This is a genomic window from Pseudomonas sp. S3_B11, from assembly GCF_054667715.1.
The window spans coordinates 2,292,107-2,315,932 of record NZ_CP162749.1; the positions used below are offsets into that span (position 1 = coordinate 2,292,107).

Below are 23,826 nucleotides of genomic sequence, written 5' to 3' on the forward strand. Positions count from 1 at the left end.
GATTTGTGTTGGCCGGGAAATCGCAGGCTGGCACTGATCCAAATTGTGGGAGCGAGCCTGCTCGCGATGACGGCGGCACATTCAACATCGAGGCAAACTGTCCCTCTGCTATCGCGAGCAAGCTTTGCTCCCACAGAGAAAAGCTTTCAGTTCGTGGCCGGTCGTTGCCCGATGGAGTTGAGGACCGGGTTGCCGTCCTTGTTCCGGGTCAGATAGACCGGCAGGACTTTGGGCAGCGAAGGCACCAGGTTCTGCACTTCGCTGATGTTGTAGACACCACCGATACGCAAGCCACCGGTGCTGTTGTCGGCCAGCATGACGGGCCGGTCGAGGTAGCGGTTGATCAGCGGCAGTGCATCGCTCAGGGCGAGGTTATCCAACACCAGCTTGCCGTTGCGCCACGCCAGCGAACTGTCGTTGGGGTCTGTCTCACGAACTTGCGGTTGCTGGTCGCCGGCCTTGTAGCTTGCCTGCATGCCCGGGGAAAGCGGCAGGCCGTCACGGGGGTTCGCCTGGTTGCTGGTCACCCTCACCGAGCCCTCCAGTAGCGTGATCCGGACCTGGTCCTGGTACATCCATACGTTGAAGCGAGTACCGGTCACGCGCACCTGGCCTTGGCCGGCCCGAACGACAAACGGGTGCTGTTTGTCGTGGCTGACGTCAAAAAACGCCTCACCCTTTTTCAGCGTCACCCTGCGTTCGTTTTTGTAGTTGGCAAATACCAGCTCACTGCCCAGGTTGAGTTCGACCTGGCTGCCGTCACCCAGGGTGACATGGCGTACGCTTGCGCCGGCTTCGAAGCGCTGGTAGGAATTGGCAACCCAGCCCAGGTTCCAACCGGTGTAAACGGCCAGCGGCATGCCGACTACGAACACCGCAGCGGCGACCGCCAACCGACTCCAGCGCGACCGGCTGCGGCGTGCTGGGGCGGCTGGCGCCGACTCGACGCGCGGCAGATGATCGGCAACAGCCCAGATCTCCAGCATGGCTTCGTATTCGAAAGCATGCAGGGGATCGGCATCGTGCCATTGCTTGAACGCCTGCCGTTCGGCATCGGTGCAATCGACGGCATGCAAACGCATGCACCAATGGGCCGCGGCATCGGTAATGGCGTCGTATTCGGCTTCCGAGAGGGGATGTTCGGTCATTGACTCTTCCTGGTTTGCCGCATTCTAACCTTCGGCATGAGCTGCCGAGAACAGCCGTCATGGCGTTTACGCATCAATGAGCCTTTTTTTCTCAAACATTCGTCGTGGCCTACCGTCGCATACATTGCGTGAAAAAAAGATCAACCACTCAAACCCTTCACGGCACGGCAATTTGCCGTGATGGAGTGGAGTCGAGTTGGCGTCCCAATTCACAAATCAAGAGCGTGAGCGAGTCGGCGTTGCGAAGTATGACGTCGATGCGCTTGTCCGGCAAAATCGGATCGAGAAAATCATCACGCGCGTTATCCATGGTTCTGGCGCCGGTTATCTTCAGGATTTCCCGGGTGGTTTGCCGGTATCCAGGCAACAGCTCCAGCTTCTTGTAGGTGTTATCCGTGCTGTCCCATTGCGTGAACAGTTTTGACTTTGGCGTGGTCAATGAAAGCCCGTTGAGTTGCAGGTCCTTTTGCTTGTCGTATTGCAACTTTCCGGCGTAAGTCACTGTTGAAATCAAATCGAGAAATGGCAGTGCGGCGTCCAGGTAGATGATGTCGAACGTATTGAACAACTGATGGGAAATTTCGTGAATGAAGGTCGCTCCCTGGGCATGTGCATCGACATTGAAGAACTCGGGTACGACGGCCTTGTACCAGTCCAAGCCCATGTCGAAAAAAAACTGCGTGATATAGATTCTTCCGACGGCTGCCGGCTCGAGTACGAAGGCGGTTGCTCGATCTTCCAGGTGCTTGAGGTTGCCGATCACGATGCGGTCGGCATTCTGGAGCGCCCAGGATGGATCGGCCAACGCCCGGCATATAGGCGAGATCGCCGCCTCTATCTTGCCGATAAGACGGGCATCGACGCTGTTGACCCCAAAAAACAATCTCAGGAAATTATCCAGCCGAGAGCCCACAAGTGGTTGTCGCTTGAATTGATCAAAGTTGTGAAGGGCGTTGAATGAATAGAACCTCGCGGTCTCCAGTGCCTGCATAATTGCATTTGCACGATACGGATATTTCCTGCGTATCTCAGCCATGCCCCTTGCTTCGATATTCAGTGAACCCTTGGCCTTGAAGTCGCTGTAGGTGACGGCCATCTTCGAGCCGGCTTTACCGAAGCGGATGGTCTGGCGTTGTGGATCGAGTGCCCATGTCCGGCCGTCAGGCGACTTTCTCAATAACGGCCCCTCTGCGTGCTCATGCACGATTCGCCAGGTTTGGCCGGCTTTCGCTACTTGGAAGACTTTGCCGGCGAGGGGGATGTACAGCCTGCCGTTTTCCAGTGCCTTGTAGGTTCCGTCGATCAGGTCCAGTTGCAGGTCCGACAGGCTGATGCCCATGGCCTCGAAAACCCTCAAGTCGGTTCGGATCTGGGCGGTGGAAGCGATGTCCTTCCAGCGATAGGCCAACGTAGCGCCTTGGGAGAGAGGTTCAACGGGATCGAGCAGGCCGAATGTGTCTTCGCGGTTCATCAGGCCCAGCGACACCATCTCCGCGGCGCCAGCGATAAAGTCGTGCAGGCCTGTTCTCCAGTCATGTTGCTGCAAGGCTTCGGCTGAAGCCTTGAAGTCCTGGTAGCTTTCCCAAAGCGTTTCGATAAAAGTCAGTTTGCCCGACAACTGTCCCCCGACCAACTTGATGCCGGAGCTGAGCAGGTGCAGGACCGTTCCCCAGTCAAACTGTCGATTTTCATTGGTTTGTGCGGTCAGCATGTCCGATAACAATGCTGCGTTGTCGTCGAACAATGTGTCGAGCAGGTTGGTCTGGATAGGGTTCGAGGCCAGGGTGATTTCCGATCGCTGCCCGAGCGTGGCGGCGAACAGGTGCTTGAATGTGGACTGCTGGTGCTCGGGAAGCCGGCGAATCAGCAGGTCCTGAAGTATCCCTGGCGTATTGAATGCGGCAATGACGCTCTTTTCATCCTTGAATTCGGTGAGGTGATCCCCCTCATGGTAGGGCGAATACAGGACTTGAGGACTTGTCGCATCGACGCTCGAACCGATCAAGTAGAGCCCCTGCACTTTGACCGGTACGGCACCGTCGGTCTTGATCAACTCCAGCGGGCGAATAAACGCGTTGGCGCCGTCAACGGCTTTGCGAGCGACGGCATCGGGCATGTCCACCACCTGACGGATCAAATCAAAGGCCAGGGGGGAAAGGTGTTGTTGCAGATAGCGTGCGTGAGCGTATTGCAGCAACTGCCAGGGCATTTGTTGGCGGAAGGCCGCTTTCCTTTGCCGGGCCTGCGCAGTGGTGCCGGACAGTTTCTGCGCCACCTGATTTTTAAAGTCGGTGGAGATATCCAACGAAGACAGCATCTGCCGGACGGTGATCTCGTTCAGGCCGTCCGGCAGTTTCTGCGTGGACGTTGAAGAAACCTTGAATCCTTCCCGGGTCACTTCGATGTGATGCATGGCGAAGTCGGTTAGCGAACTGGCCGGCCCGACGATGGCAAGGTTCGGTGTGATCTGGATGGTGTCGGGGTCAAGGTTGTTTGCGGCGAAGCGTGCGCTCAGCAGCGCTTTCAGTTTATTACGCACATAGGTGCGCAGCGGCTCGATACCGTCCAGATAGTCCTTGCCATCGACCACGCTGTTTTTATATTGCTCAAGCAACTCGACGTGCAGGCGTTGATCGTCAAGTGCCGCTGTACCGAGCCAGGCGGGGAGTTGCTGTTGCTGCTTGTTGGCCTGGGCAATGTGTGAGGCGCGCTCGAGGTTGGTGGGCGCGCCTTTGTTCAGCAATGCCTGAAGGCTTCTCGACAGTGCCTTGCCGGTCAGTTGCCAGCTCCCGGCCTTCAAGGTGCTCAGATAAGCATGCTCGGCCTCAAAGTGTTTGATGAACGAATTCATCCGATTCACCAGCACGTTGCCCTCGATCAGCTCATACGCCTGGAGTTGATAATGCCCATGAGGTTGGCGTTGTGCCGGCGTGAGATTAGCGAGCAAACCAAAGCGTTTCCGGGAGTCGAGCAGGTGTCGATTCAATTGCTGGGTGGCAACTTCAACAGACGAAAACGCCTGCAAGCCATCGGCGGGCGTCCAGAGGATTGCCATGCCCGAATAGGGGGTGTCGAGGCCTCCGCGTTCAGTTAATAAAAAGCAGTTGGCAAGGGGTAGATAAACCGTTCGACCATCTTCGCTACAAGCCAGCGTCAATGAATAGACATCCGGCCGAAAGCCCCTGACGCCTATCCGTTGTGCGCGGTCCGGGTATTCTGAATCGTAGGCAAAAACCGCTCTGATCAGGTCATTAGCAATCGACGGCAGGCTCGCGTTAAGTTCCCTGAGTTCGGCCTCGGCACGTATCCCCAAGGAAAAAACATTGGTCAGTTCAGCCAGTAATTGCTTGAGCCCATTGCGCAGCGAAACGTTGTGGGAGGTCGGCAACCGGGTAAAGAGGTTATCGAAAGCCGCTTCGACATCGGTGTAACTCTTGACCTTTCTTTGCATCTGATCAGCCATGAAGTTGGACGGGCGCAGACTTCCATGAAAAGCGGGATGAGTGCCCCAGTGTCCGGCAGTAGGCTGGTCCAACAGGCTTTTGTTGATGAAGGTGCGTATATCCAACGCCTTGTCGATGAGCGGGTGGATATCGACATCGCCCTGGCGAGACATTTCCAGTGCGTAATGAAGATTATTCTTCTGTTTTTCGATGATGGTATTCGCCAGGGATTCGGCCACTGGCAAGTCCAGTGGCTTGCCCGAAAGCTGTGGCTCGTCAAACCGCAGGAAACGGTTGCGCTCTTCCAGGCTCAGCAGGCTATAGAGCGCTTCCTTTTGTGCGGTGCTTGCGGGGTTACCGAACAGCGCAGCCTTGAAACCGAGATGGTTGTCTATTTTCTGAAGACCATGCATGGGCGTGTAGAGATAGTTGCCTTTGGCGCTGATCATCATGGAGCCTGCAAGTTCTACGAAGTGCGGCTCATATTCCCAGAGGCGAATCGTTTCGATGAACAGCAGTGTCTCGTCTCGACGGGAAGGTCTGAACAGCCGGAGCAGCTCACGACTTTGTTCCTCCGTCAGTTGTCTTTTTTCCCGCTCGACCAGGATGGTTGCCCAGAGTCCATCGTGGATGACTTGGGAAAGCAGTTTGCGTCGAGACATATAGAAGTGAGTCGTCGTGTTCTCCCAAAAGGCATCGAGGCAGCCGATGAGCGTCGGAATCAGTTTCCTGGCAACGTCCTTTATGATGTTTTCCCATTGCTGCGGGCTGTAGGACGATGCAAGTGTCCCCGGATGAGTCAGATCGATGTCATGCCCGACAGGCCAGCCCTGATGATGGAAATAGCCCAGGATGGCATCGCTCAGTGGGATGCTTTCGGTCACCTGGATGGCCCTTGGATTTCCCGGGCGAGCCCCTTGCCGAAGGCCACGCGGATCTGTCGATGATCCAGGTCCGGCAGCGCCTCGTTCAAGATCTGGTCAAGCATTGATCTCAAGGAGGGCAACTTGATCAGTTCATTCACCATGGCCAGGGCGTTGAGGCTCTGGGCGTACTCGATGGATTCGAGCTGGGTCTTGAAAACATCCTCTTCGATGAGTTGCCGGGTCAGCCTGATGTTGGTGGTGCTGTTCAGTTCGCTGCGCTGGGAAATCGACAAGAGGCGGAACAGGTCGTCGCGTTGCGCGGTGTCCCGGCGCATGTGGTCAATCTGTTCTTCGAGGGAGGCCAGGTTGTCGAACTTTTTTATGCCACCTCTTGGCGTGTAGAGGAACACCGGGTGGGTGCTGGTTTCGGCGCTGTTCGACGAGGTGCTGAGGACAAAGCAGCCGGCCAGTGCAATGGGCGGTTTTTCATCGGCTTGCAACAGAATGGTTTCGGCGAACATCGGGGGTGTCTGCGCTGCGCGCTGGGTGTGGTCGGGCAGGGCGATGTGCTGCAACCAGTCGAGGTCTGCCTGCGTCAGACCGTGGGTGGCGGTCAATTCGTCCAGGCGATGGGGGTGCAATACCTCGGGAAATAAAAGTGGCGTGGTTTCAGTGAGCATCGTTGCTTCTCGATCAGGGCGCCTCAGAGCGGCGCGAACATGGAGGAAGCCGCCAGACTAGGCAACGATGAATGAGCAAAGGTGGTACATAGTTACCGCAAGCTGGTTTCGACCTGCCAGGCCGGGCAAATGCCGCGGACAAGGATTGACAGTGCGCGCCTGAAACGGTGTTTAATCACCCGGCGGGTCCCTTTACGCTGTTGCTACCTCCAACAATCATTCTGGAGCTTCAGATGTCTGCGCCATCCGATCATGCCGCTTCTTGCACCTTGTCTTTCGATGCTCTGGTGAGCTTGCTGGAGAAAATTTTCCTGCGTCATGGCACGTCGACCGAAGTCGCTCGGTGCCTGGCTGAAAACTGCGCCGGGGCCGAGCGCGACGGTGCCCACAGCCATGGGGTATTTCGCATTCCCGGTTATGTCTCGACACTCGACAGCGGTTGGGTCAACGGCAAGGCCGTGCCAGTGGTCGAGGACGTCGCGTCAGGGTTTGTCGCCGTGGACGCCGGCAACGGGTTTGCCCAGCCCGCCCTGGCCGCAGCGCGTCCATTGCTGGTGGCGAAGGCCCGCAGCGCCGGCATTGCCATCCTGGCCATTCGCAACTCCCATCACTTTGCCGCCCTCTGGCCGGATGTCGAGCCGTTCGCCTATGAAGGCCTGGTGGCGTTGAGTGTGGTCAACAGCATGACGTGTGTGGTGCCCCATGGCGCGGACCGCCCATTGTTCGGCACCAATCCCATTGCCTTCGCCGCACCACGGGCTGACGGTGAGCCGATTGTCTTCGACCTCGCCACCAGCGCCATTGCCCACGGCGACGTACAGATTGCTGCACGCAAGGGCGAGTTGTTGCCGCCAGGAATGGGCGTGGACAGCCTTGGCCAGCCGACCCGCGACCCCAAGGCGATTCTCGAAGGTGGCGCGCTCCTGCCTTTTGGTGGGCACAAGGGCTCGGCGCTGTCGATGATGGTCGAATTGCTGGCGGCAGCCCTGACTGGCGGCAATTTTTCCTTCGAATTCGACTGGCACGACCACCCGGGCGCCAAGACCCCGTGGACCGGACAGTTGTTGATCGTGATCGACCCGAGCAAGACCGCCGGGCAAAACTTCGCCGAGCGCAGCCAGGAGTTGGTCAGGCAGATGCATGGCGTTGGGTTGCGGCGCTTACCGGGAGACCGTCGCCATCGCGAACGCAGCAAATCCAATGAGCATGGGATTAGCCTGGGCGAGCAGACCCTGGCGCAATTGCGCGAGTTGGCAGGGATTTGAACAACCCGCTGTGGCGGCCAGCCTGGCTGCCACCGCCTTGCCGTGACACGCTGCGCCAAGCCTTCTACTATGACGGCTTCTTTTCTGTGGAATCGCCTGGATGAGTAAGCCCGGCCAAACGGTGCTGGTTGCGCTGCGCAAGATGATCGCCTCGGGCGAGTTGGCCGCTGGCGAGCGCTTGATGGAAATACCTACGGCCGAGCTGTTCGGCGTTTCGCGCATGCCGGTGCGCATGGCGTTCCGAACCCTGGAGCAGGAAGGGTTGCTGGTGCGCTTCGGCGGACGAGGTTTCCAGGTGCGTTCGGTCAGTGCCGAGCAGATCGCCGGGGCGGTGGAGGTGCGTGGTGTGCTGGAAGGCCTGGCGGCACGGCAGACAGCCGAGCACGGCTTGTCTGAAGAAGCCCGCGCGATACTCGAGCAATGCCTGGTGCAGGGCGATGAACTGTTCGCCAAGGGCTATGTGACCGAGGACGACCTGGAGGTCTATCACGACCTCAACATGCGTTTTCACCAAGTGATCGTCGAAGGCAGCCACAACCCGGCGATTGCCGATGCCCTGGCCCGCAACGATCATTTGCCATTCGCCTCAGTCACCGCCCTGGCGGTGGATCGCCAGAACATGGCCGGCGAATTTCGCCGCTTCAACTATGCCCATATGCAACACCACTCGGTGTTCGACGCCCTGATCAACCGCCAGAGCGGCCGCGCCGAGGCAATCATGCGCGAGCATGCCAACGCGACCCTGCGCTACGCCGAAGTGTTCGGCTCGACGCTGGCTGACGAGCGGATGACGGTGATTCTGCGCTCGGAGTAACCCGCCCGGTTGCAGGTAACAGCTGGATTGCCATTCACCACAAATCCCCCTGTGGGAGCGAGCTTGCTCGCGATAGCGGGTTTGTCAGTCACCATCAATGCTGCAGAACCGACGCCATCGCGAGCAGGCTCGCTCCCACAATGTCCGGTGTTAGAGGTCCAGTACTAAGACGGGTGTCTTGGACCTGGAGCAACACGGCGTGAACTGGTCGTTGCTGGCCTGTTCAGCCTCGGTCAGGAACATGTCCCGATGCTCCGGCACACCTTCCAGTACACGCGTCAGGCAGGTGCCACAGACACCTTGTTCGCACGAGATCGGAATCTCGATGCCATGGCTTTCCAACACCTGCACCACACTGCGGTCCGTCGGCACGTCGAACACTTGGCCGCTGCGGGCCAGTTTGACCGAAAAGCTGCCATCGGCGCGGGTGTCGGTAGGGGCGGCGGCGAAGTATTCGCGGTGCAGGCAGGCTTCCTGCCAGCCCTGGTTCTTGGCGGTGTCGAGGACGTGTTGCATGAATCCGCCAGGGCCGCAGACGTAGAGGTGCACGTCGTCACCGGGCGCGGCCAGCACCCTGGCGGCGTCCAGCAGGGTTTCAGGTTCTTCATCGAAATGCAGGAAGACCCGGTCGGCATAAGGAGACTGGCGCAGGCGCTCGACAAAGGCCGCGCGGTCGCGGGCGCGGGCGCAGTAATGCAGCTCGAACGCTGCACCGCTCTGGGCCAGGTGCTCGGCCATGCACAGGATCGGCGTAATGCCGATGCCGCCGGCAAACAGCAGGCTGCGGCGGGCTTGCGGGGCGAGAGCGAACAGGTTGCGCGGCTCGCTGATGTGCAAGCGCATACCTGGTTGGATCAGCTCATGCAGGCTGCGCGAACCACCGCGGGATGTCGGGTCCTTGAGCACGCCGATGAGATAGCGATGCCGCTCCTCGGGGTGGTTGCACAGCGAGTACTGGCGAATCAGCCCGCCGGGCAAGTGCACATCGATATGGGCGCCGGCGGTGAAGGCCGGCAGCGGCTCACCATCGACACGCGTCAATTCGTAGCTGCAGATATCGAGGGCTTCGTTGTGTCGCGCCGCGACCTGGACTTCGATCATGACCGTTGCTCCGCCAGCTGTGGTTGATGGCTGCTGGCGATCAACCCGGCCTGTGCTTCCCGTTCCCGTGCAATCCAGCGCTCCAGTACCCGGCGAGACTGTACGCCGCCCGCGTCGATGTTGAGCTTGAGCAGGTTGCGTTGCGGATGGTCCAGCAGGTTGCGCTGTTGGCGTTCGAGCATTTCCAGGTCTTCGCTGAAAATCTTGCCTTGGCCTTCGCGAATGGACGCGGTAAGTGCTTCATCCTGTGGTTGGAAGTGCCGGGCCATGCCCCAGAAGTACCAGATCGACGTCTCGGTTTCGGGTGTGATGAAATCCACCACGATGCTCGACGCCTTGAATTGCGGCGCGGCGTGATAACCGCCGTTGCCGGCATGGGCCACGCCGACTTCGATCAGCACATGGCTGGGCGGGGTGAAACGGCAGATCTGCCAGCGATCCACCGGCACGTCATCGGCCAGGTTGTTGCCGCGCAAGGCCATGCGCCAGAATGGCGGGGCCATGATGTTTTCCATGTGCCGGGCGGTGACCACTTCATCGCCGTCGACCGTGGTCACCGGCGGCGCCTCGTCGATTTCCTTCTGGCCGATGCTCGAGGCGTGGACGTAGGTTTCGTGGGTCAGGTCCATCAGGTTGTCGATCATCAGGCGATAGTCGCACTGGATATGGAACAGGCCGCCACCGTAGGCCCATTCATCGCTTTCGGCCCATTCCAGATGATGGATCAGCGCCGGGTCGGCCAGCGCCTGGTCACCGGGCCAGACCCAGATGAACCCATGCCGTTCCTGTACCGCAAAGGTCTTGTTGCAGGGGAAGCCTCGTACCCGTTGCCCCGGCATCTCGACAGTCTTGCCGTCGCAGCCCATCACCAAGCCGTGATAGCCGCACACCAGGTTGCCGTTTTCGACATAACCCAAGGAGAGCGGGGCGCCGCGATGGGGGCAGAAGTCTTCCACCGCCGCGACCTTGCCTTCATGCCCCCGGTAAAAAACCATCTTCTCACCACAGATCTGGCGACCCAGGGGTTTGTCGGCGATTTCATCGGGGGTGCAGGCAACGTACCAGGCATTTTTGGGGTACATGAGGGATCTCCAGGCGGATGTTGTTTTTGTCTGTGGATCCATTAACTCTCTTAACTAATTTCATTGTCAACGGTATTGCTGGACAAATAGCCGATTTATCTGATCAGTGGATCCATTAGTGGGCGATTGGCGGTCAAATCAGAACCGATAGGCCGCCGGCACCTGCGCTTCGATGAACCGCTGCATGTGCTCCAGAAAGCTGGCTTGCAGCCTGGAAACCGGCCCCTGGATGGGCAGGAGCATGCTGAAGTCCATTTCTATCGCCGGTTCGAAGGCCCGGAAGACGATGCCCTGGCCGCGGTACTCGACGGCACTGATGGCATCCACAAGTGCCACGCCCAGGGCCTGTTCCACAAACGCGCACATGGGCAGCGAGAGTTGGGTTTCCAGGCGCAGTTCGCGGTCCACACCATGGGCGGCGAAGATCGCATCGATGTGCTGGCGCGAGGCAATCGACTGCGGGTAGGAAATGAACGGTTCGCCCTGCAAGTCTTCCGGGCGGATCGTCGCCTGGTTCTGCAAGCGATGGCCGGCGGGAAGGGCGCAGAGCATGCGCGTGGCCAGCAATTTTTCCGCGCGAGGGCTGGGGTACGTATTGGGCAGCACGATCAGGCCCAGGTCGCAGCGCTGGCCCACCACCAGGTCCACGACTTCCCGGGACGAATGCACCACCAGCGATATCTGCACTTGATCGTGTTCGGCCATGAACGCGGCAATTGCCCGGGGCACGAACGACAAACCCATGGCCGGTGCGCAGGCAATGTGCAGTGAACCGCGCTTGAGCGTGCGGATGTCCTGGGCGGTACGCGCAATGCGCTCCACGCCCAACAACGAACGCTGCACTTCCTGATACAGGGTCATGGCCTCGGCAGTGGGTTGCAGTCGCCCCTTGACCCGGTCGAACAGGCTGAAGCCGATGTCCTCTTCCAGGCTGGCGATCAGCCGTGTCGCCGCCGGCTGCGAGATGTGCAGCATTTCGGCGGCCCGGGTCACGGTCTGACCCAGGATCACGGCGCGAAAGGCTTCCAACTGACGGAGGTTCATAGGCCAATCCAATCCATAACAAAAAGACATGAGGTTGCCAAAATAAAGCATTTTTCAAGGCGTTGTCATGGCCCTAGGATCGAGCGCAACCACTTAATCCAGCCATGGGCCGGCTCTTGATTGAATGAGAAGCGCCGAAAACAGCGATAAGAAAGCCATGCAAAAAACTGATGTCATTGTCGTAGGAGGTGGCCTGGTGGGGATGTCCATCGCCTTTGGGCTGGCCTTGCTCGGGCGCCAGGTGAGCGTGCTCGACGAAGGCGACGACGCCATCCGCGCTGCCCGGGGCAACTTTGGGTTGCTTTGGGTCCAGGGCAAGGGCTACCGGATGAGCCCTTATGCGCAATGGACGCGGGAATCGGTGGCGCTCTGGCCTCGATTCGCTGCGGCGTTGCAAGCCGATACCGGCATCGACGTCCACCTGCGCCAACAGGGTGGCTTCCAGTTGTGCCTGAGCGACGTGGAAATGGCCGAGGAAAGTCATCGGCTGGGTTGGCTGCGTGACGCCTTTGCTGGCGACTACCCCTTTGAACTGCTGGACGCCACGCAACTGCGCGCCCGCTTGCCCGGCATTGGGCCTGATGTAGTGGGCGGCTGTTTTTCGCCCATGGACGGCCACGTCAACCCGCTCAAGCTGCTGCGCTCGCTCTACGCCGCCTGCCAGGCTCGCGGGGTCAAGCTCATCAACGGTCATCACGTCGAGGCTATCGACACGGGCACCAGGGGCTTCGAACTGCGGGCAGGAGAGCAGCGCTGGGCTGCCCGCCAGGTGGTCCTGGCCGCTGGCCTCGGCAATCGGACGCTGGGGGCCAGGGTAGGGTTGGACGTGCCGGTGCAGCCGAACCGTGGGCAGATTCTGGTCACCGAGCGGCTTGAGCCATTTCTGCAGTACCCCACTACGTATGTCCGCCAGACCGACGAGGGCACGCTGCAACTGGGTGATTCCCACGAGTCAACGGGCTTCGATGACGGCACCGGCAGCCAGGTCATGGCGGCTATTGCCCGGCGCGCGGTGCAGTGTTTTCCGCGGTTGGGCCAGGTACGACTGGTGCGGGCCTGGGGGGCGTTGCGGGTGATGAGCGCCGATGGCTTTCCGATCTACGAAATGCCCCAGGGCTGCCCGGGGCTGTCGATTGTCAGTTGCCACAGTGGTGTGACGCTGGCCGCCGCCCACGCCTTGCGCCTGGCGCCCTGGATCGCCGGCGAATTCGATGACCCGGCGGTGAAGCCATTCGGGCTGCACCGTTTCAACCTGCAAACAGAGGTGCGCCATGTCGGCTGACAGTCTGTTCCGGCCACTGGCTTCGGAAGATCACACCGTGCATATCGAATTCGAAGGCAGACTGCTCACGGTACCTGCCGAGGTATCCCTGGCGGCGGCGCTGTTGGCCTGTGGCATTCGCCACACCCGCGAAAGCGCGATCAACGGTCGCCCCGGTGCCCCTTATTGCATGATGGGCGCGTGCTTCGAATGCCTGGTCGAGGTGGACGGACAAGCCAATGCCCAGGCTTGCCTGGTGCCGGTGCGCTCCGGCATGCGCGTGCGTCGCCAACGCGGAGCCGCTTGCCTTGCACCGTGGCAGGAGGGCGGCGATGAGTAATGCAGTCATCGACCTGATCATCATCGGCGCGGGTCCGGCGGGAATGAGCGCTGCGCTCGAAGCCAGGGCCCACGGCCTGTCGGTCGTCGTGCTGGATGAACAGGCCAGCCCGGGTGGGCAGATTTATCGCCAGGTGCTCCAGGCTGACGCGCGCCTACGCGCCGTGTTGGGTGACGACTACGTGGCCGGGGCGAAATTGGCCGCCGACTTTTTGGAATGCGGTGCCCGCTATCTGCCCAACGCAGCCATCTGGCAGGTGACGCCGCAGCGTCAGGTGCACTACCTGTTCGAGGGGCGTGCCGAAGTCTTGCAAGGGCGCCATCTGTTGATTGCCACGGGGGCCTTCGAACGGCCGATGCCGATTCCCGGTTGGACCTTGCCGGGCGTCATGACCGCAGGGGCCGGGCAGATCCTGCTCAAGAGCGCTGCCATGGTGCCGGCCACTCCAGTGGTGCTGGCCGGGTGTGGTCCATTGCTCTACTTGCTGGCGGTGCAATACCTGCGCGCCGGGATCGCGCTTGAAGCCCTGGTGGATACGAGCCATCGAAGCGATCTGCTGCGGGCCTGGCGGCAAGTGCCCAGTGCGCTGCGCGGCTGGCGCGACCTGCTCAAAGGACTGGGGCTGCTGACGGAGCTCAAGCGTGCCGGCATCCAGCATTTTCGCGGTGCTTGCAACCTGCAGGTTGACGGCACGGATCGGGCCTGCGCCTTGAGCTTCGACAGTCAAGGCCGCTCGCAGCGCATTCGCGCCGATTTGATTCTGTTGCATCAAGGCGTGGTGCCGAACACCCAGGTCAGTTGGTCGTTGCGTCTGGAGCATGACTGGAATGAACAGCAACTGTGCTGGATTACGCGCCGCAATCAATGGGGTGAAAGCAGTGTGCCGGGCATTTTTATCGCCGGTGACGGTGGCGCCATCGGCGGGGCCCAGGTGGCGCAATTGGAGGGGCGCCTGGTCGCGTTGGCCATCGCCGGCCAGCCGGCGCACGCGCGCGCTCTGCAGCGGCTGTTACGCCGCGCCCGCGCCGCACGGCCTCTGCTCGACACCCTGTATCGCCCCCGGTCCCAGAATCGCATCCCTGCTGATGACGTCACGGTGTGCCGCTGCGAAGAGGTCAGTGCTGGCGACATTCGCCGTTACGTCGACCTGGGTTGCCTGGGTCCCAACCAGACCAAGGCCTTCGGCCGTTGCGGCATGGGCCCGTGCCAGGGGCGCCAATGCGGTCTGAGCGTCACTGAAATCATCGCCGAACGCCGCCACGTGCCACCAGCCGAGGTGGGCTATTACCGCATCCGTTCGCCCCTCAAACCCATCACGCTCGCCCAATTGGCCGGCGAGCGTCTTTTCGTCGAGGAACCTTCATGAGTATTCAACGCATCGAAAGCAACCCACGCCTGAGCCGCAGTGTCGTGCACAACGGCGTGGCCTGGCTCAGCGGCGTCGTGGCCACCGATTGCAGTCAGGACATCCAGGGCCAGACCCGTCAGGTGCTGCAGCGGATCGATGAGCTGCTGGCCGCGTCTGGCAGCGACAAGCACAGGCTGCTCAGTGTGCAGATCTGGATGAAGGACATGGGCCGGGATTTCGCCGCGATGAACGCGCTGTGGAGCGAGTGGGTCGATGTCTCGCAGACGCCAGCGCGGGCCACGGCCCAGGTGGCATTCGACGACCCGGAAATTTTGCTGGAGCTGATTGTCACGGCGGCGGTCTGAGGCCGTCGGCCGGATCACCGTTGTGCTGTCACCGGGCAGGCGACCACCAGAGTAACCGCTCGGGCTTGTTCACATTGCTGCTGCCATAACGGACGACTTCTGTGGAGCGTCCGAAATCAATAACATCGCATCTGGAGCAAATGAATGAACGTTAAACGCATCGCCTTGAAACTGGGCCTCGTCTCGCTGCTGGCTTTCGGTACGAGCCTGCAAGCCGCCGAGTCATCGTTGCGCATCGGCATTGAGGCGGCTTATCCGCCTTTTGCCTCGAAAACCCCGGACAACGCCATCGTCGGTTTCGACTACGACATCGGCCAGGCACTTTGCGCCGAGATGAAGGTCCGTTGTGTCTGGCAGGAACAGGAATTCGACGGTTTGATTCCAGCGCTCAAGGTGAAGAAGGTCGACGCGGTGATTTCCTCCATGTCCATCACCCCCGAGCGGTTGAAGTCGGTGGACTTCACCGATCGCTACTACCGCATCCCGGCGCGCCTGGTGTTTCGCAAGGGCAGTGGCATCAACGATATTCCGGCACAACTCAAAGGAAAGCGGATCGGGGTGCAGCGGGCGACCAACTTCGATCGCTATGTCACTGATCGCTTTGCCCCGGCGGGCGCCGAGGTAGTGCGCTATGGTTCGCAAAACGAAATATTCCTCGACCTGCTGGGCGGGCGCCTGGACGCGACCATGGCCAGTTCGGTAGTGATCGACGAGAGCCTGCTCAAGCGTCCAGAGGGCAAGGATTTCGAGTTTGTCGGTCCCAATTTCACCGAGGAACAATACTTCGGCACGGGCATCGGCATTGCGGTACGCAAGAACGATACGCTGGCGAGCCGCTTCAATCAGGCGCTGGCGACCATTCGCGCCAACGGCACTTACGACCGGATTCGCCAGAAGTACTTTGACTTCGATATCTACGGCGAATAATCCTCGGCCCGTGGGTTTTGTCTCGCGGGCTTGCTGTTGTACAACACGGAGTGATTCATGAAGACCAAAGCGGTACTCACTGAGCAGGACGTTGCGCAATTGCTGGTGGCGGCCAAGGAGCTGGCTCACCAGCGTCAATGGGCAGTGTCGGTCTGTGTGGTGGACGACGGTGGTCATCCCCTGGGGCTGCTGCGCCTGGACGATGCCTCGCCGTTGTCGGCCTACATCGCTACCGAAAAAGCCCGCACGGCCGCCATGGGGCGGCGTGATAGCAAGGTTTTCGAAGACATGATCAATGGTGGTCGTTACGCGTTTCTCAGCGCTCCGCACCTGCAGGGCATGCTTGAAGGAGGGGTGACCATTCGTCATGACGGCCAGTGCATTGGTGCCATCGGGGTGTCTGGGGTCAAGGCTGAGCAGGATGCTGAATTGGCTCGTTTGGCGGTGGAGACGGTGTTGCCAGCGATCACTCCGGATGCCTGAGGCGGCTATAAACCTGTGGGAGCGAGCTTGCTCGCGATGGCGGTGGATCAGTCACAGATGCATCTACATACCGAACGCCATCGCGAGCAGACCCAAACTCCACAAGGTGTGCACAAATCTTCCAGACACGCTCCTCATCGGCAGTTAATCTGCCAAGAGCACATTCACCAAGCGGGATAGGGCATGACAGCGCGCAACTGGATCGATCTCAAGCAGGACGCCACGTCCGGTATCGAGACCGTGCGCGCGCATTTCGAGGGGCATGCCTATGATCCCCACTGGCATGACACCTATCTGGTGGGCGTGACCGAGCAGGGCGTGCAGCAGTTTCATTGCCGCCGCCAGCAGCACAACAGCACGCCGGGCAAAGTGTTCCTGCTCGAGCCCGGCGAGCTGCATGACGGCAACGCCCCTCACGACCACGGGTTTACCTATCGCACGTTGTACCTGGAGCCTCAATGGCTGGAGCGCGAGTTGCGTTCCTTGTTCGACGTGGCGCCGGACAACTCCCAACTGGGGTTTGCCGCGACCCTGACTGACGATGCGCGGCTGGCGAGTGCCACGGCCATGGCCTTCCAGAGCCTGCACGAGCAGGAGATCCGCATCGTGCGCCAGACGGCCCTCGATACGCTGTTGGCCAACCTGACCCAACACCTGCACTGGCGGACGCGGATCAACCCGGATCCGCGGCTGCCATTGGTGGCGCAGCAGGCCCGGGATTATCTGCACAGTCACCTGAGCGAAGACATCGGGCTGGACGACTTGGCGCAGGTCACCGGCGTGGATCGTTTCCGCCTGACCCGTGCGTTCAAGGCGGCTTTCGGCCTGGCGCCCCATGCCTATCTGATCCAGTTGCGCCTGGCCCGCGCCCGGCGCTTGCTGGCCGGTGGCGAGAGCGTCGTGGCGGTGGCGGCCATGCTCGGTTTTGCCGACCAAAGCCACCTGGGCCGCTGGTTCCAGCGCGCCTATCGCCTGAGCCCGGCGGACTACCGCAAGCGCTGCTCAATTGTTCCAGACTGACCACGGCTTCGTGGGGATGATCAAGCCATCGATCATTCACCGAGATCTTGCTCCATGGACCAGTTACTGCCGTTTACCTTGTTCGCGTTTGTCGCCTCCATCACCCCGGGCCCGACCAATATCCTGGTGCTGAGCCATAGCTCGCGCTTCGGCCTGGCAACCACTGTGCCGATCATCCTCGGTGCCTGCGCGGCGGCGGCCTTGCTGGTGCTTTTGGTCGGCACCGGGTTGGGAGACGTGCTGGCGCGCCATGCCACGATTCAGACACTGCTCTCATGGGCGGGCATCGCCTGGTTGAGTTGGATGGCCTGGCAGATTTTCAGCGCACCGGCCCAGGCCATCGACCCGGACCGTCCCGTCGAAGGCCCGCGGCTGGGCTTGGCGGGGGCTGCCGGGTTGCAGTTGGTGAACCCGAAAACCTGGATGATGGCGTTGGCGGTGGTCAGCGTCTTCGCGGGGGCGGAGGCCGACCGCACCGTGCGGGTTCTCTGGCTGTCCCTGGCATTCTTCGCCATTTCGATCCCGTGCATGACCGCCTGGGCCTACCTGGGCCGCGGCGCCGCACGGTTCTGCCGCTCCGCCGTGGCGATGGGACGGTTCAATCGGGTCATGGCGGTGATGCTGCTGGTATCGGCGTGGTTGACCTTGGTGGTCTGAGTCTCGAGGGCGCTGGCTCCCGCAGGGGGCGAAGTTCCCCCTGAAGGGCAATCGCCGGTCAGCTTTGCAAGTACACCGCATGGGTATGGGTGTACTCATACAAGCCATGCTTGCCATCGGCCCCGCCAACCCCGGACTTGCGCACTCCGGCATGGAACCCCTGCATGGCTTCGAAGTTTTCGCGGTTGACGTAGGTCTCGCCAAAGTCCAGGCCCCGAATGGCGTGCATGGCGCGTCCCAGGTCCCGGGTATAGACCGAAGAGGTCAGGCCATAGTCGCAGTCGTTGGCCAGGGCGATCGCTTCGTCCAGGTCGTCGACGATCTGGATGGGCAGTACCGGACCGAAGATTTCCTCGCGCATGATGTCCATCGAGGCGTTGCAACCGGCGAGCACGGTGGGTTCGAAGTGGAAACCGTCGGGGCGGTCTGCCACGCGGCCTCCGCTGATCAGGCTGGCACCTTGCTGCAGGGCGATCCGCACTTTGCGCTCGACGCTGTCCAGGCCCTGGCGGTTGATCAAGGGGCCCATCTCGACATCGGGCTCGGCCAGCGGGTCGCCGTAACGGGTGGCGGACATGGCCGCGCTGATGCGTTCGATGAATTGATCGGCGACCTTGCGCTCCACGTAGACCCGCTCGGCACAGTTGCAGACCTGACCGGTGTTGATGATCCGTGAGTCGCGAATTGCCTTGACCGCCAACGCCAGGTCAGCGTCCGCCAAGACAATGGCCGGGGCCTTGCCGCCCAGCTCCAGGTTGAGTTTGGTAATGTTCGTCGCAGCCGCCGTCATGATCCGCGAGCCGGTATCAACGCTGCCGGTAAAGCTGATCATGTCCACGCCTTTGTGGCCGCTCAGGGCCGCGCCCACCTGGCCGTCGCCACACACCACGTTGAATACGCCGGGAGGCAAGTCGGTTTCGGCCACCAACCGGGCGAATTCGAAGCAGTTGTTCGGGGTTTCTTCGCTGGGCTTGATGACGATGGTGTTGCCGGTCAGCAGGGCCGGCGCCATCTTGCGGGCGATCAAAAAGAACGGGAAGTTCCACGGCAGGATGCCCGCGACCACGCCCAAGGGCTTGCGGAACAGGAAGATGTTTTCCCCGGGCCGGTCGCTGGTGATGATTTCGCCTTCGATGCGCCGGGCCCACTCGGCCATGTAGTCGAGGTAGTCGGCGGTGAAGTTCACCTCCACTTCGGCCAGGGCGCTGATCTTGCCTTGTTCCAGGGTGATGGTGCGCGCCAGGTGCGCAACGTTCTCCCGCAGTTTGCTGGCGATGCGCCGCAGGTAACCGGCGCGCTCGATGGCCGGTTTCGCCGACCAGGCTTTCTGCGCAGCGCGGGCGCCAGCCAAGGCCTGATCGACATCGGCGCAAGTGGAGGCCGGGACCCGGGACAGCAATGCGCCGGTGGCCGGGTTGTACACGTCCAGGTGCGCTTCGCTGTGGGTGAACTGGCCGTTGATGAAGTTCTGGAACACAGGAACTGATGACATGACAGGCTCCTTCAGTAAGTGCGCGACGGCACTTGGACGGTGGCAGGTTCGCGATGGCGGGCGAGGGTGGCCTGGGCGCTCTGGCGCAGCAGACTGATGTCGATGGCCACCGCAATGAACTGGCAGCCCCAAGCCTGATAGCGACGCGCATCGGCTTCGTTGGGCGCCAGGATGCCGCAGGCCTTGCCCGCTGCGAGGGTGGCGTCGACCGCGTGCCGGATGCGCTCCTGTACCTCGGGATGTCCCGGGTTGCCTGCATGGCCGAGTCCGATGGACAGGTCGGCGGGGCCGATGAACACCGCGTCCACGCCCTCGACGGCAGCGATCGCTTCGACGTTTTCCACGCCCGCGCGCGATTCCACCTGGACGATCAGGCACAGTTCTTCATGGGCGGTGGTGAGGTAGTTCGCCACACCGTCCCAACGAGTGGCGCGGGTCAGGCCGCCGCCCACACCACGAATACCATGGGGCGGATAACGCATGGCACGCACCAGGGCCTGGACCTGCTCGGCGGTTTCGACCATGGGAACCATCAGGGTCTGGGCGCCGACATCCAGCAACTGCTTGATCAGGTTGGCGTCGCCAGTCACCGCGCGCACCACCGGCGCGGTGGCATAGGGCGCCACGGCCTGGAGCTGGCCGAGTACGCTGGGTACGGTGTTGGGCGCGTGTTCGCCATCGATCAGCATCCAGTCGTAACCGGTGCCGGCGATGATCTCGGCGGCATAGCCGGTGGCGAAACCGGCCCAGATACCGTACTGGGTTTGCGTTGAGCTGAGCGCGGCCTTGAAGGCGTTGCGGGGCATGTTCATGGCGTGCTCCTTTCGCGGTGATAAGGTCGGTGCAACTGGCAATCCGGATTGAGCGTCACGCCGAAGCCAGGCTGATCAAGGACCGACAGGCGCATGCGGCCTTCCACCGGCACCGGTTCGCCCAGCAGTTGCGGATGGAACATCGGCACCACTTCGTCGGCCTTGGGCGCCATCATCAGGAATTCGGCGAATGGGCTGTTATGCCGGGTGGCGACGAAGTGATAGCTGTAGACCGAGGAGCCGTGGGGAATCACCAGCGCGTTGTGGGCGTCGGCCAGGGCCGAGATCTTCACCAGTTCGGTGAGGCCGCCACACCAGCCAACGTCCGGCTGGATGATGTCGCAGCAACCCATCTCCAGCAGCATGCGAAAGCCCCAACGGGTGGCCTCATGCTCACCGGTGGTCACCAGCATGCCCTTGGGCACGTTGTTGCGCAGCGCGGCGTAGCCCCAATAGTCGTCGGGCGGCAACGCCTCTTCGATCCACTTCAAACCGTGCTCGTGGGCGCCGATCGCGAGCCGGGTGGCGTAGTTGAGGTCCAGGCTCATCCAGCAATCAAGCATCAGCCAGAAATCGGGGCCGACCCGCTCGCGCATGGTTGCCAGGGCTTCGAGATTCTTGCGCAGGCCTTCCTCGCCTTCGGCCGGGCCATGATGCAAAGGCATCTTGCCGCCGATGAAACCCATTTTCTGCGCCAGGTCCGGCCGTGCGCCGGTGGCATAGAACTGCAATTCATCACGCACCGCGCCGCCGAGCAGTTGATGCACCGGCTCCTGGCGGATCTTGCCGAGCAAGTCCCAGAGCGCCAGGTCCACGCCGGAAATCGTGTTGATCACCAGACCCTTGCGGCCGTAGTAGAGCGTCGACTGGTACATCTGGTCCCAGATCTTCTCGATGTCGGTCACCCGGGCGCCTTCGACGAATCGTGCCAAGTGCTTTTCAACGATGTACGCCGCGGGCTCGCCACCGGTGGTCACGGCGAACCCGACGGTGCCATCGCTGGCTTCGATTTCCACCACCAGGGTACCGAGCACATTGATGCCGAAACTGCGGCGGCTCTGGCGGTAGTCCGGGTACTTGCTCATGGGCGTGGCGATGTGATCGTCGATCCAGTGGCCATCGGCCTGATCGTGATAATCGGCGCCGCCGCCTCGAAGCACGAAGGCGCGAACGTGTTTGATTGTGGGAATACCCATGTGTGCAGCTCCTTGAGTTAAACAGTGGCGGGCGTCTTCGAAGCACGTTGGCCGGGCGAGTGGATACCCAGCACCAGCAACGCGGCGATAACGGTGGTAACAGAGAGCAGGTAGAGGCCCGCGGCGGGGGAGTGGAAGGCGCCTTCGGCCCAATTCTTCAGCACCGGGGCGATAAAGCCGCCGAGGGCGCCAAAGGAATTGATCAACGCGATACCCGCTGCTGCCGCGCTGCCGGCCAGGTAGCTGGACGGAAAGGTCCAGAACACCGGCTGCACGGCGATGAAGCCGGAAGCGGCGAAGCACAGGGCGATGATTCCCAGCAATGGGCTGGACACACTCACCGAGCAGGCGATCCCGACGGCCGCCATCAGCAGGGTCAGCGCGGCGGTACGGCGGCGCTGGCCGGTGCGGTCGCTGTAACCGGGAATCAGGTAGGCCGCGCACAGGGCGCAGATCCACGGAATTGCCGTGACCAGCCCCACCATCAGCCCGACCTTGCTGCCCAACAGACCGCCGACCTGGGTCGGCAGGTAAAACACCACGCCATAGACGCTGGCCTGGATGAGCAGGTAAATCAGGCACAGGTACAACACAGAAGGCTGGCACAGCACGCTGAGCAGGCTGCGGCCGTGGGATTGTTTGTGCTGGTCCTCGGCATCGAGCAACGCCTGGACCTGCCGGCGTTCTTCGGCCGTCAGCCATTTCGCATCGGCGGGGCGGTTGTCCAGATACCAATAGGCCCAGATGCCCACAGCCGAAGCCATCAGGCCTTCAACGGCGAACAACCACTGCCAGCCGTGGACACCGACAAAACCGTCCAGCTCCAACAACAGGCCCGACAGCGGGCTGCCGAAGATGAACGCCAGCGGCGCGCCGAAGTAGAAGAAGCCCATGGCCTTGCCCCGGGCCGCCGAGGGGAACCAATAGGTGAGGTAGAGGATGACACCGGGAAAGAACCCGGCTTCGGCCACGCCCAGCAAGAAGCGCAGCACGTAGAAACTCGTTTCGTTGTGGGCAAAGACCATGGCCGCCGACACCAGGCCCCAGGTCACCATGATCCGGCACATCCACAACCGGGCACCGACGCGGTGCAGGATCAGGTTGCTCGGCACCTCCAACAAGGCGTAGCCGGCAAAGAACACCCCGGCGCCAAAGGCGAACGCTGCATCGCCGATACCGGTGTCGGCCTGGAAGGCTTGCTTGGCGAACCCGACGTTGGCGCGGTCGAGAAAGGCCATGATGTACATCAGCAACAGGAAGGGCAGCAGGCGCCAGGAAATCTTGGCCAGCACAGACGCAGGAAGAGTCTTCATCGCGGGGTTCCTTTAGCAGGTATTTGTTCTTATGGGCTGGACTGTACGGCCGGCTAACGATGCGTTACAAATCGAATCTCGCTAACAAGCGATACCCTCAAGGTATCGATAAAGAGGCCCTCGATGACCCATCCCGTGCTGTCCCGCAGCCTGTTCAACCGCCTGCGCTATAAACATCTGCACATGCTGGTGGCCCTGAGTGCCAGCCAGAACCTGCATCGCGCCTCCCAGAGCCTGAACATGTCGCAACCGGCGGCGACCCGGATGCTGCACGAGATCGAGGACATGTTCGGTTGCGACCTGTTCGAGCGCCTGCCCCGGGGCATGCGCCCGACTGCCTTGGGCCAGGAACTGATCCGCTTCGCCGAGTTGGCCCTCAGTGGCCTGGACCGCTGCGCCGAAGACCTGCTGGCGCGTCAGCAGGGCGGTTACGGCTATCTGTCGATCGGCACCATCATGGGGGCCGCACCGGACCTGGTGATGGACTCCATCGCCCGCATCAAGGCCCTCAACCCACAACTGCGGATCCGCATCATGGGCGACACCAGCGACCAGGTGATCCAGTTGTTGGAACAGGGCCGTATCGACCTGGCCATCGCCCGACGCAACGCGGCCACCGACAGCAAGCACTACGAGTTCGAACAGTTGGGCAACGAACGCTTGCTGGTAGTGGTTCACGCCGGGCATTCCCTGGCGCGACGCAAGAAACTGGCGCTGGCTGAACTGGTCAGCGACTGGCCGTGGATCCTGCAACCGGAAACCAGTCCGGCACGCATCGGCCTCGATCAGGCCTTGCAACGCCTGGCGCTGCCAACGCCAGCGGACATCATCGAGTGCAGCTCGGTGTATTCCATGCAGCAACTGATTCAACTGACCGACGCGATCATGGTGCTCTCGGAAACCGCCTTGCGCGATTACCTGAAGATGGGCCTGGTGGTGGCGTTGCCGGTGGCGCTCGACGTGCAACTGGCGCCGTTCGGGTTACTGCGCCGCAAGGGTGAACCGGTGAGCCGGGAGTTGGGACTGTTCATCGATTTGCTGCGCAGCAAGGCAAGCGGGCGAGCGGGGGACTGATTGGGACCGCAACCCCTTGCAACGGTTGGGCGGTTTCAAAAAGCGCTTGTTTTCGCGAGCATCGCAGGCACATCAATTCAGTGTGCCTCAGCATC

Annotated in this window: 21 protein-coding genes; 11 read left to right on the forward strand and 10 right to left on the reverse strand. The window is 61.3% G+C overall.

The window, feature by feature from the left end:
* Nucleotides 1–146: 146 nt before the first annotated feature.
* From AB4O22_RS10565 to AB4O22_RS10575, 3 genes are all read right to left on the reverse strand, one after another.
* Nucleotides 147–1,148, reverse strand: coding sequence for a FecR family protein (locus AB4O22_RS10565; protein WP_223472225.1), 1,002 nt, complete (start codon nucleotides 1,146–1,148; stop codon nucleotides 147–149).
* Nucleotides 1,149–1,305: 157 nt separating this feature from the next.
* A complete protein-coding gene (locus AB4O22_RS10570; protein WP_460158245.1) occupies nucleotides 1,306–5,475 on the reverse strand; it encodes a dermonecrotic toxin domain-containing protein in 4,170 nt (1,389 codons plus the stop codon).
* The gene (locus tag AB4O22_RS10575; RefSeq protein ID WP_460158246.1) at nucleotides 5,472–6,137 is read right to left on the reverse strand and encodes a hypothetical protein; all 666 of its coding nucleotides are present in this window, start codon (nucleotides 6,135–6,137) and stop codon (nucleotides 5,472–5,474) included. The genes AB4O22_RS10570 and AB4O22_RS10575 overlap by 4 nt, the downstream gene beginning before the upstream one ends.
* 233 nt (nucleotides 6,138–6,370) lie before the next feature.
* Between AB4O22_RS10575 and AB4O22_RS10580 the strand changes: the two genes are divergently transcribed.
* Together AB4O22_RS10580 and AB4O22_RS10585 are read left to right on the forward strand one after the other, a co-directional pair.
* Nucleotides 6,371–7,402 carry an Ldh family oxidoreductase gene (locus AB4O22_RS10580; RefSeq protein WP_460096277.1) on the forward strand — a complete coding sequence of 344 codons (1,032 nt, stop codon included), beginning with the start codon at nucleotides 6,371–6,373 and terminating at the stop codon, nucleotides 7,400–7,402.
* Nucleotides 7,403–7,502: 100 nt separating this feature from the next.
* Complete coding sequence (locus AB4O22_RS10585; RefSeq protein ID WP_003202123.1) at nucleotides 7,503–8,216, forward strand: GntR family transcriptional regulator; 714 nt, start codon at nucleotides 7,503–7,505, stop codon at nucleotides 8,214–8,216.
* Between the two features lie 150 nt (nucleotides 8,217–8,366).
* Here AB4O22_RS10585 and AB4O22_RS10590 read toward each other — a convergent pair whose 3' ends face one another.
* The 3 genes from AB4O22_RS10590 to AB4O22_RS10600 form a co-directional block, all read right to left on the reverse strand.
* Entirely contained in the window at nucleotides 8,367–9,317 is a 951-nt protein-coding gene (locus tag AB4O22_RS10590) for a PDR/VanB family oxidoreductase (RefSeq protein ID WP_223472227.1), read from the reverse strand.
* Nucleotides 9,314–10,399: a Rieske 2Fe-2S domain-containing protein gene (locus AB4O22_RS10595; protein WP_460096278.1), complete on the reverse strand. Its 1,086-nt coding sequence runs from the start codon at nucleotides 10,397–10,399 to the stop codon at nucleotides 9,314–9,316. Before AB4O22_RS10595 ends, AB4O22_RS10590 begins: the two co-directional genes overlap by 4 nt.
* A 138-nt stretch (nucleotides 10,400–10,537) precedes the next feature.
* Complete coding sequence (locus AB4O22_RS10600) at nucleotides 10,538–11,443, reverse strand: LysR substrate-binding domain-containing protein (protein ID WP_460096279.1); 906 nt, start codon at nucleotides 11,441–11,443, stop codon at nucleotides 10,538–10,540.
* A gap of 157 nt (nucleotides 11,444–11,600) precedes the next feature.
* Between AB4O22_RS10600 and AB4O22_RS10605 the strand changes: the two genes are divergently transcribed.
* From AB4O22_RS10605 to AB4O22_RS10640, 8 genes are all read left to right on the forward strand, one after another.
* Nucleotides 11,601–12,725, forward strand: coding sequence for an NAD(P)/FAD-dependent oxidoreductase (locus AB4O22_RS10605; RefSeq protein WP_431093225.1), 1,125 nt, complete (start codon nucleotides 11,601–11,603; stop codon nucleotides 12,723–12,725).
* Nucleotides 12,715–13,044, forward strand: a complete 330-nt coding sequence (locus tag AB4O22_RS10610) for a (2Fe-2S)-binding protein (RefSeq protein WP_003202113.1) — start codon at nucleotides 12,715–12,717, stop codon at nucleotides 13,042–13,044. The genes AB4O22_RS10605 and AB4O22_RS10610 overlap by 11 nt, the downstream gene beginning before the upstream one ends.
* Complete coding sequence (locus tag AB4O22_RS10615) at nucleotides 13,037–14,410, forward strand: FAD/NAD(P)-dependent oxidoreductase (protein WP_460096280.1); 1,374 nt, start codon at nucleotides 13,037–13,039, stop codon at nucleotides 14,408–14,410. Before AB4O22_RS10610 ends, AB4O22_RS10615 begins: the two co-directional genes overlap by 8 nt.
* Entirely contained in the window at nucleotides 14,407–14,757 is a 351-nt protein-coding gene (locus AB4O22_RS10620; RefSeq protein WP_003202108.1) for a RidA family protein, read from the forward strand. Before AB4O22_RS10615 ends, AB4O22_RS10620 begins: the two co-directional genes overlap by 4 nt.
* A 144-nt stretch (nucleotides 14,758–14,901) precedes the next feature.
* Nucleotides 14,902–15,684, forward strand: coding sequence for an ABC transporter substrate-binding protein (locus AB4O22_RS10625; RefSeq protein ID WP_003202106.1), 783 nt, complete (start codon nucleotides 14,902–14,904; stop codon nucleotides 15,682–15,684).
* A gap of 57 nt (nucleotides 15,685–15,741) precedes the next feature.
* Nucleotides 15,742–16,167: a GlcG/HbpS family heme-binding protein gene (locus AB4O22_RS10630; protein WP_003202104.1), complete on the forward strand. Its 426-nt coding sequence runs from the start codon at nucleotides 15,742–15,744 to the stop codon at nucleotides 16,165–16,167.
* A gap of 183 nt (nucleotides 16,168–16,350) precedes the next feature.
* Nucleotides 16,351–17,187, forward strand: coding sequence for an AraC family transcriptional regulator (locus AB4O22_RS10635; RefSeq protein WP_038859398.1), 837 nt, complete (start codon nucleotides 16,351–16,353; stop codon nucleotides 17,185–17,187).
* A 54-nt stretch (nucleotides 17,188–17,241) separates the two neighbouring features.
* A complete protein-coding gene (locus tag AB4O22_RS10640; RefSeq protein WP_460096281.1) occupies nucleotides 17,242–17,844 on the forward strand; it encodes a LysE family translocator in 603 nt (200 codons plus the stop codon).
* 58 nt (nucleotides 17,845–17,902) lie between these two features.
* Here AB4O22_RS10640 and aldA read toward each other — a convergent pair whose 3' ends face one another.
* The 4 genes from aldA to AB4O22_RS10660 are packed head-to-tail and all read right to left on the reverse strand — an operon-like array spanning nucleotide 17,903 to nucleotide 22,657.
* Nucleotides 17,903–19,336: an aldehyde dehydrogenase gene (gene aldA / locus AB4O22_RS10645; RefSeq protein ID WP_013693422.1), complete on the reverse strand. Its 1,434-nt coding sequence runs from the start codon at nucleotides 19,334–19,336 to the stop codon at nucleotides 17,903–17,905.
* Between the two features lie 11 nt (nucleotides 19,337–19,347).
* Entirely contained in the window at nucleotides 19,348–20,148 is an 801-nt protein-coding gene (locus AB4O22_RS10650; protein WP_460096283.1) for an aldolase/citrate lyase family protein, read from the reverse strand.
* Nucleotides 20,145–21,344 carry an L-rhamnonate dehydratase gene (gene rhmD, locus AB4O22_RS10655; protein WP_003202093.1) on the reverse strand — a complete coding sequence of 400 codons (1,200 nt, stop codon included), beginning with the start codon at nucleotides 21,342–21,344 and terminating at the stop codon, nucleotides 20,145–20,147. Before rhmD ends, AB4O22_RS10650 begins: the two co-directional genes overlap by 4 nt.
* 17 nt (nucleotides 21,345–21,361) lie before the next feature.
* The gene (locus AB4O22_RS10660; protein ID WP_460096284.1) at nucleotides 21,362–22,657 is read right to left on the reverse strand and encodes an MFS transporter; all 1,296 of its coding nucleotides are present in this window, start codon (nucleotides 22,655–22,657) and stop codon (nucleotides 21,362–21,364) included.
* Between the two features lie 123 nt (nucleotides 22,658–22,780).
* Between AB4O22_RS10660 and AB4O22_RS10665 the strand changes: the two genes are divergently transcribed.
* Nucleotides 22,781–23,731, forward strand: a complete 951-nt coding sequence (locus tag AB4O22_RS10665) for a LysR family transcriptional regulator (protein WP_460096285.1) — start codon at nucleotides 22,781–22,783, stop codon at nucleotides 23,729–23,731.
* Nucleotides 23,732–23,826 lie beyond the last annotated feature (95 nt).

Bases quoted from the DNA above. Each gene is read 5' to 3' on its own strand.
- AB4O22_RS10605 (WP_431093225.1), top strand. From the start codon at position 11,601: ATGCAAAAAACTGATGTCATTGTCGTAGGAGGTGGCCTGGTGGGGATG.
- AB4O22_RS10585 (WP_003202123.1), top strand. From the start codon at position 7,503: ATGAGTAAGCCCGGCCAAACGGTGCTGGTTGCGCTGCGCAAGATGATC.
- AB4O22_RS10590 (WP_223472227.1), bottom strand. From the start codon at position 9,317: ATGATCGAAGTCCAGGTCGCGGCGCGACACAACGAAGCCCTCGATATC.
- AB4O22_RS10620 (WP_003202108.1), top strand. From the start codon at position 14,407: ATGAGTATTCAACGCATCGAAAGCAACCCACGCCTGAGCCGCAGTGTC.
- AB4O22_RS10580 (WP_460096277.1), top strand. From the start codon at position 6,371: ATGTCTGCGCCATCCGATCATGCCGCTTCTTGCACCTTGTCTTTCGAT.
- AB4O22_RS10575 (WP_460158246.1), bottom strand. From the start codon at position 6,137: ATGCTCACTGAAACCACGCCACTTTTATTTCCCGAGGTATTGCACCCC.
- AB4O22_RS10625 (WP_003202106.1), top strand. From the start codon at position 14,902: ATGAACGTTAAACGCATCGCCTTGAAACTGGGCCTCGTCTCGCTGCTG.
- AB4O22_RS10600 (WP_460096279.1), bottom strand. From the start codon at position 11,443: ATGAACCTCCGTCAGTTGGAAGCCTTTCGCGCCGTGATCCTGGGTCAG.
- aldA (WP_013693422.1), bottom strand. From the start codon at position 19,336: ATGTCATCAGTTCCTGTGTTCCAGAACTTCATCAACGGCCAGTTCACC.
- rhmD (WP_003202093.1), bottom strand. From the start codon at position 21,344: ATGGGTATTCCCACAATCAAACACGTTCGCGCCTTCGTGCTTCGAGGC.
- AB4O22_RS10640 (WP_460096281.1), top strand. From the start codon at position 17,242: ATGGACCAGTTACTGCCGTTTACCTTGTTCGCGTTTGTCGCCTCCATC.
- AB4O22_RS10610 (WP_003202113.1), top strand. From the start codon at position 12,715: ATGTCGGCTGACAGTCTGTTCCGGCCACTGGCTTCGGAAGATCACACC.
- AB4O22_RS10650 (WP_460096283.1), bottom strand. From the start codon at position 20,148: ATGAACATGCCCCGCAACGCCTTCAAGGCCGCGCTCAGCTCAACGCAA.
- AB4O22_RS10615 (WP_460096280.1), top strand. From the start codon at position 13,037: ATGAGTAATGCAGTCATCGACCTGATCATCATCGGCGCGGGTCCGGCG.
- AB4O22_RS10595 (WP_460096278.1), bottom strand. From the start codon at position 10,399: ATGTACCCCAAAAATGCCTGGTACGTTGCCTGCACCCCCGATGAAATC.
- AB4O22_RS10665 (WP_460096285.1), top strand. From the start codon at position 22,781: ATGACCCATCCCGTGCTGTCCCGCAGCCTGTTCAACCGCCTGCGCTAT.
- AB4O22_RS10630 (WP_003202104.1), top strand. From the start codon at position 15,742: ATGAAGACCAAAGCGGTACTCACTGAGCAGGACGTTGCGCAATTGCTG.
- AB4O22_RS10565 (WP_223472225.1), bottom strand. From the start codon at position 1,148: ATGACCGAACATCCCCTCTCGGAAGCCGAATACGACGCCATTACCGAT.
- AB4O22_RS10660 (WP_460096284.1), bottom strand. From the start codon at position 22,657: ATGAAGACTCTTCCTGCGTCTGTGCTGGCCAAGATTTCCTGGCGCCTG.
- AB4O22_RS10635 (WP_038859398.1), top strand. From the start codon at position 16,351: ATGACAGCGCGCAACTGGATCGATCTCAAGCAGGACGCCACGTCCGGT.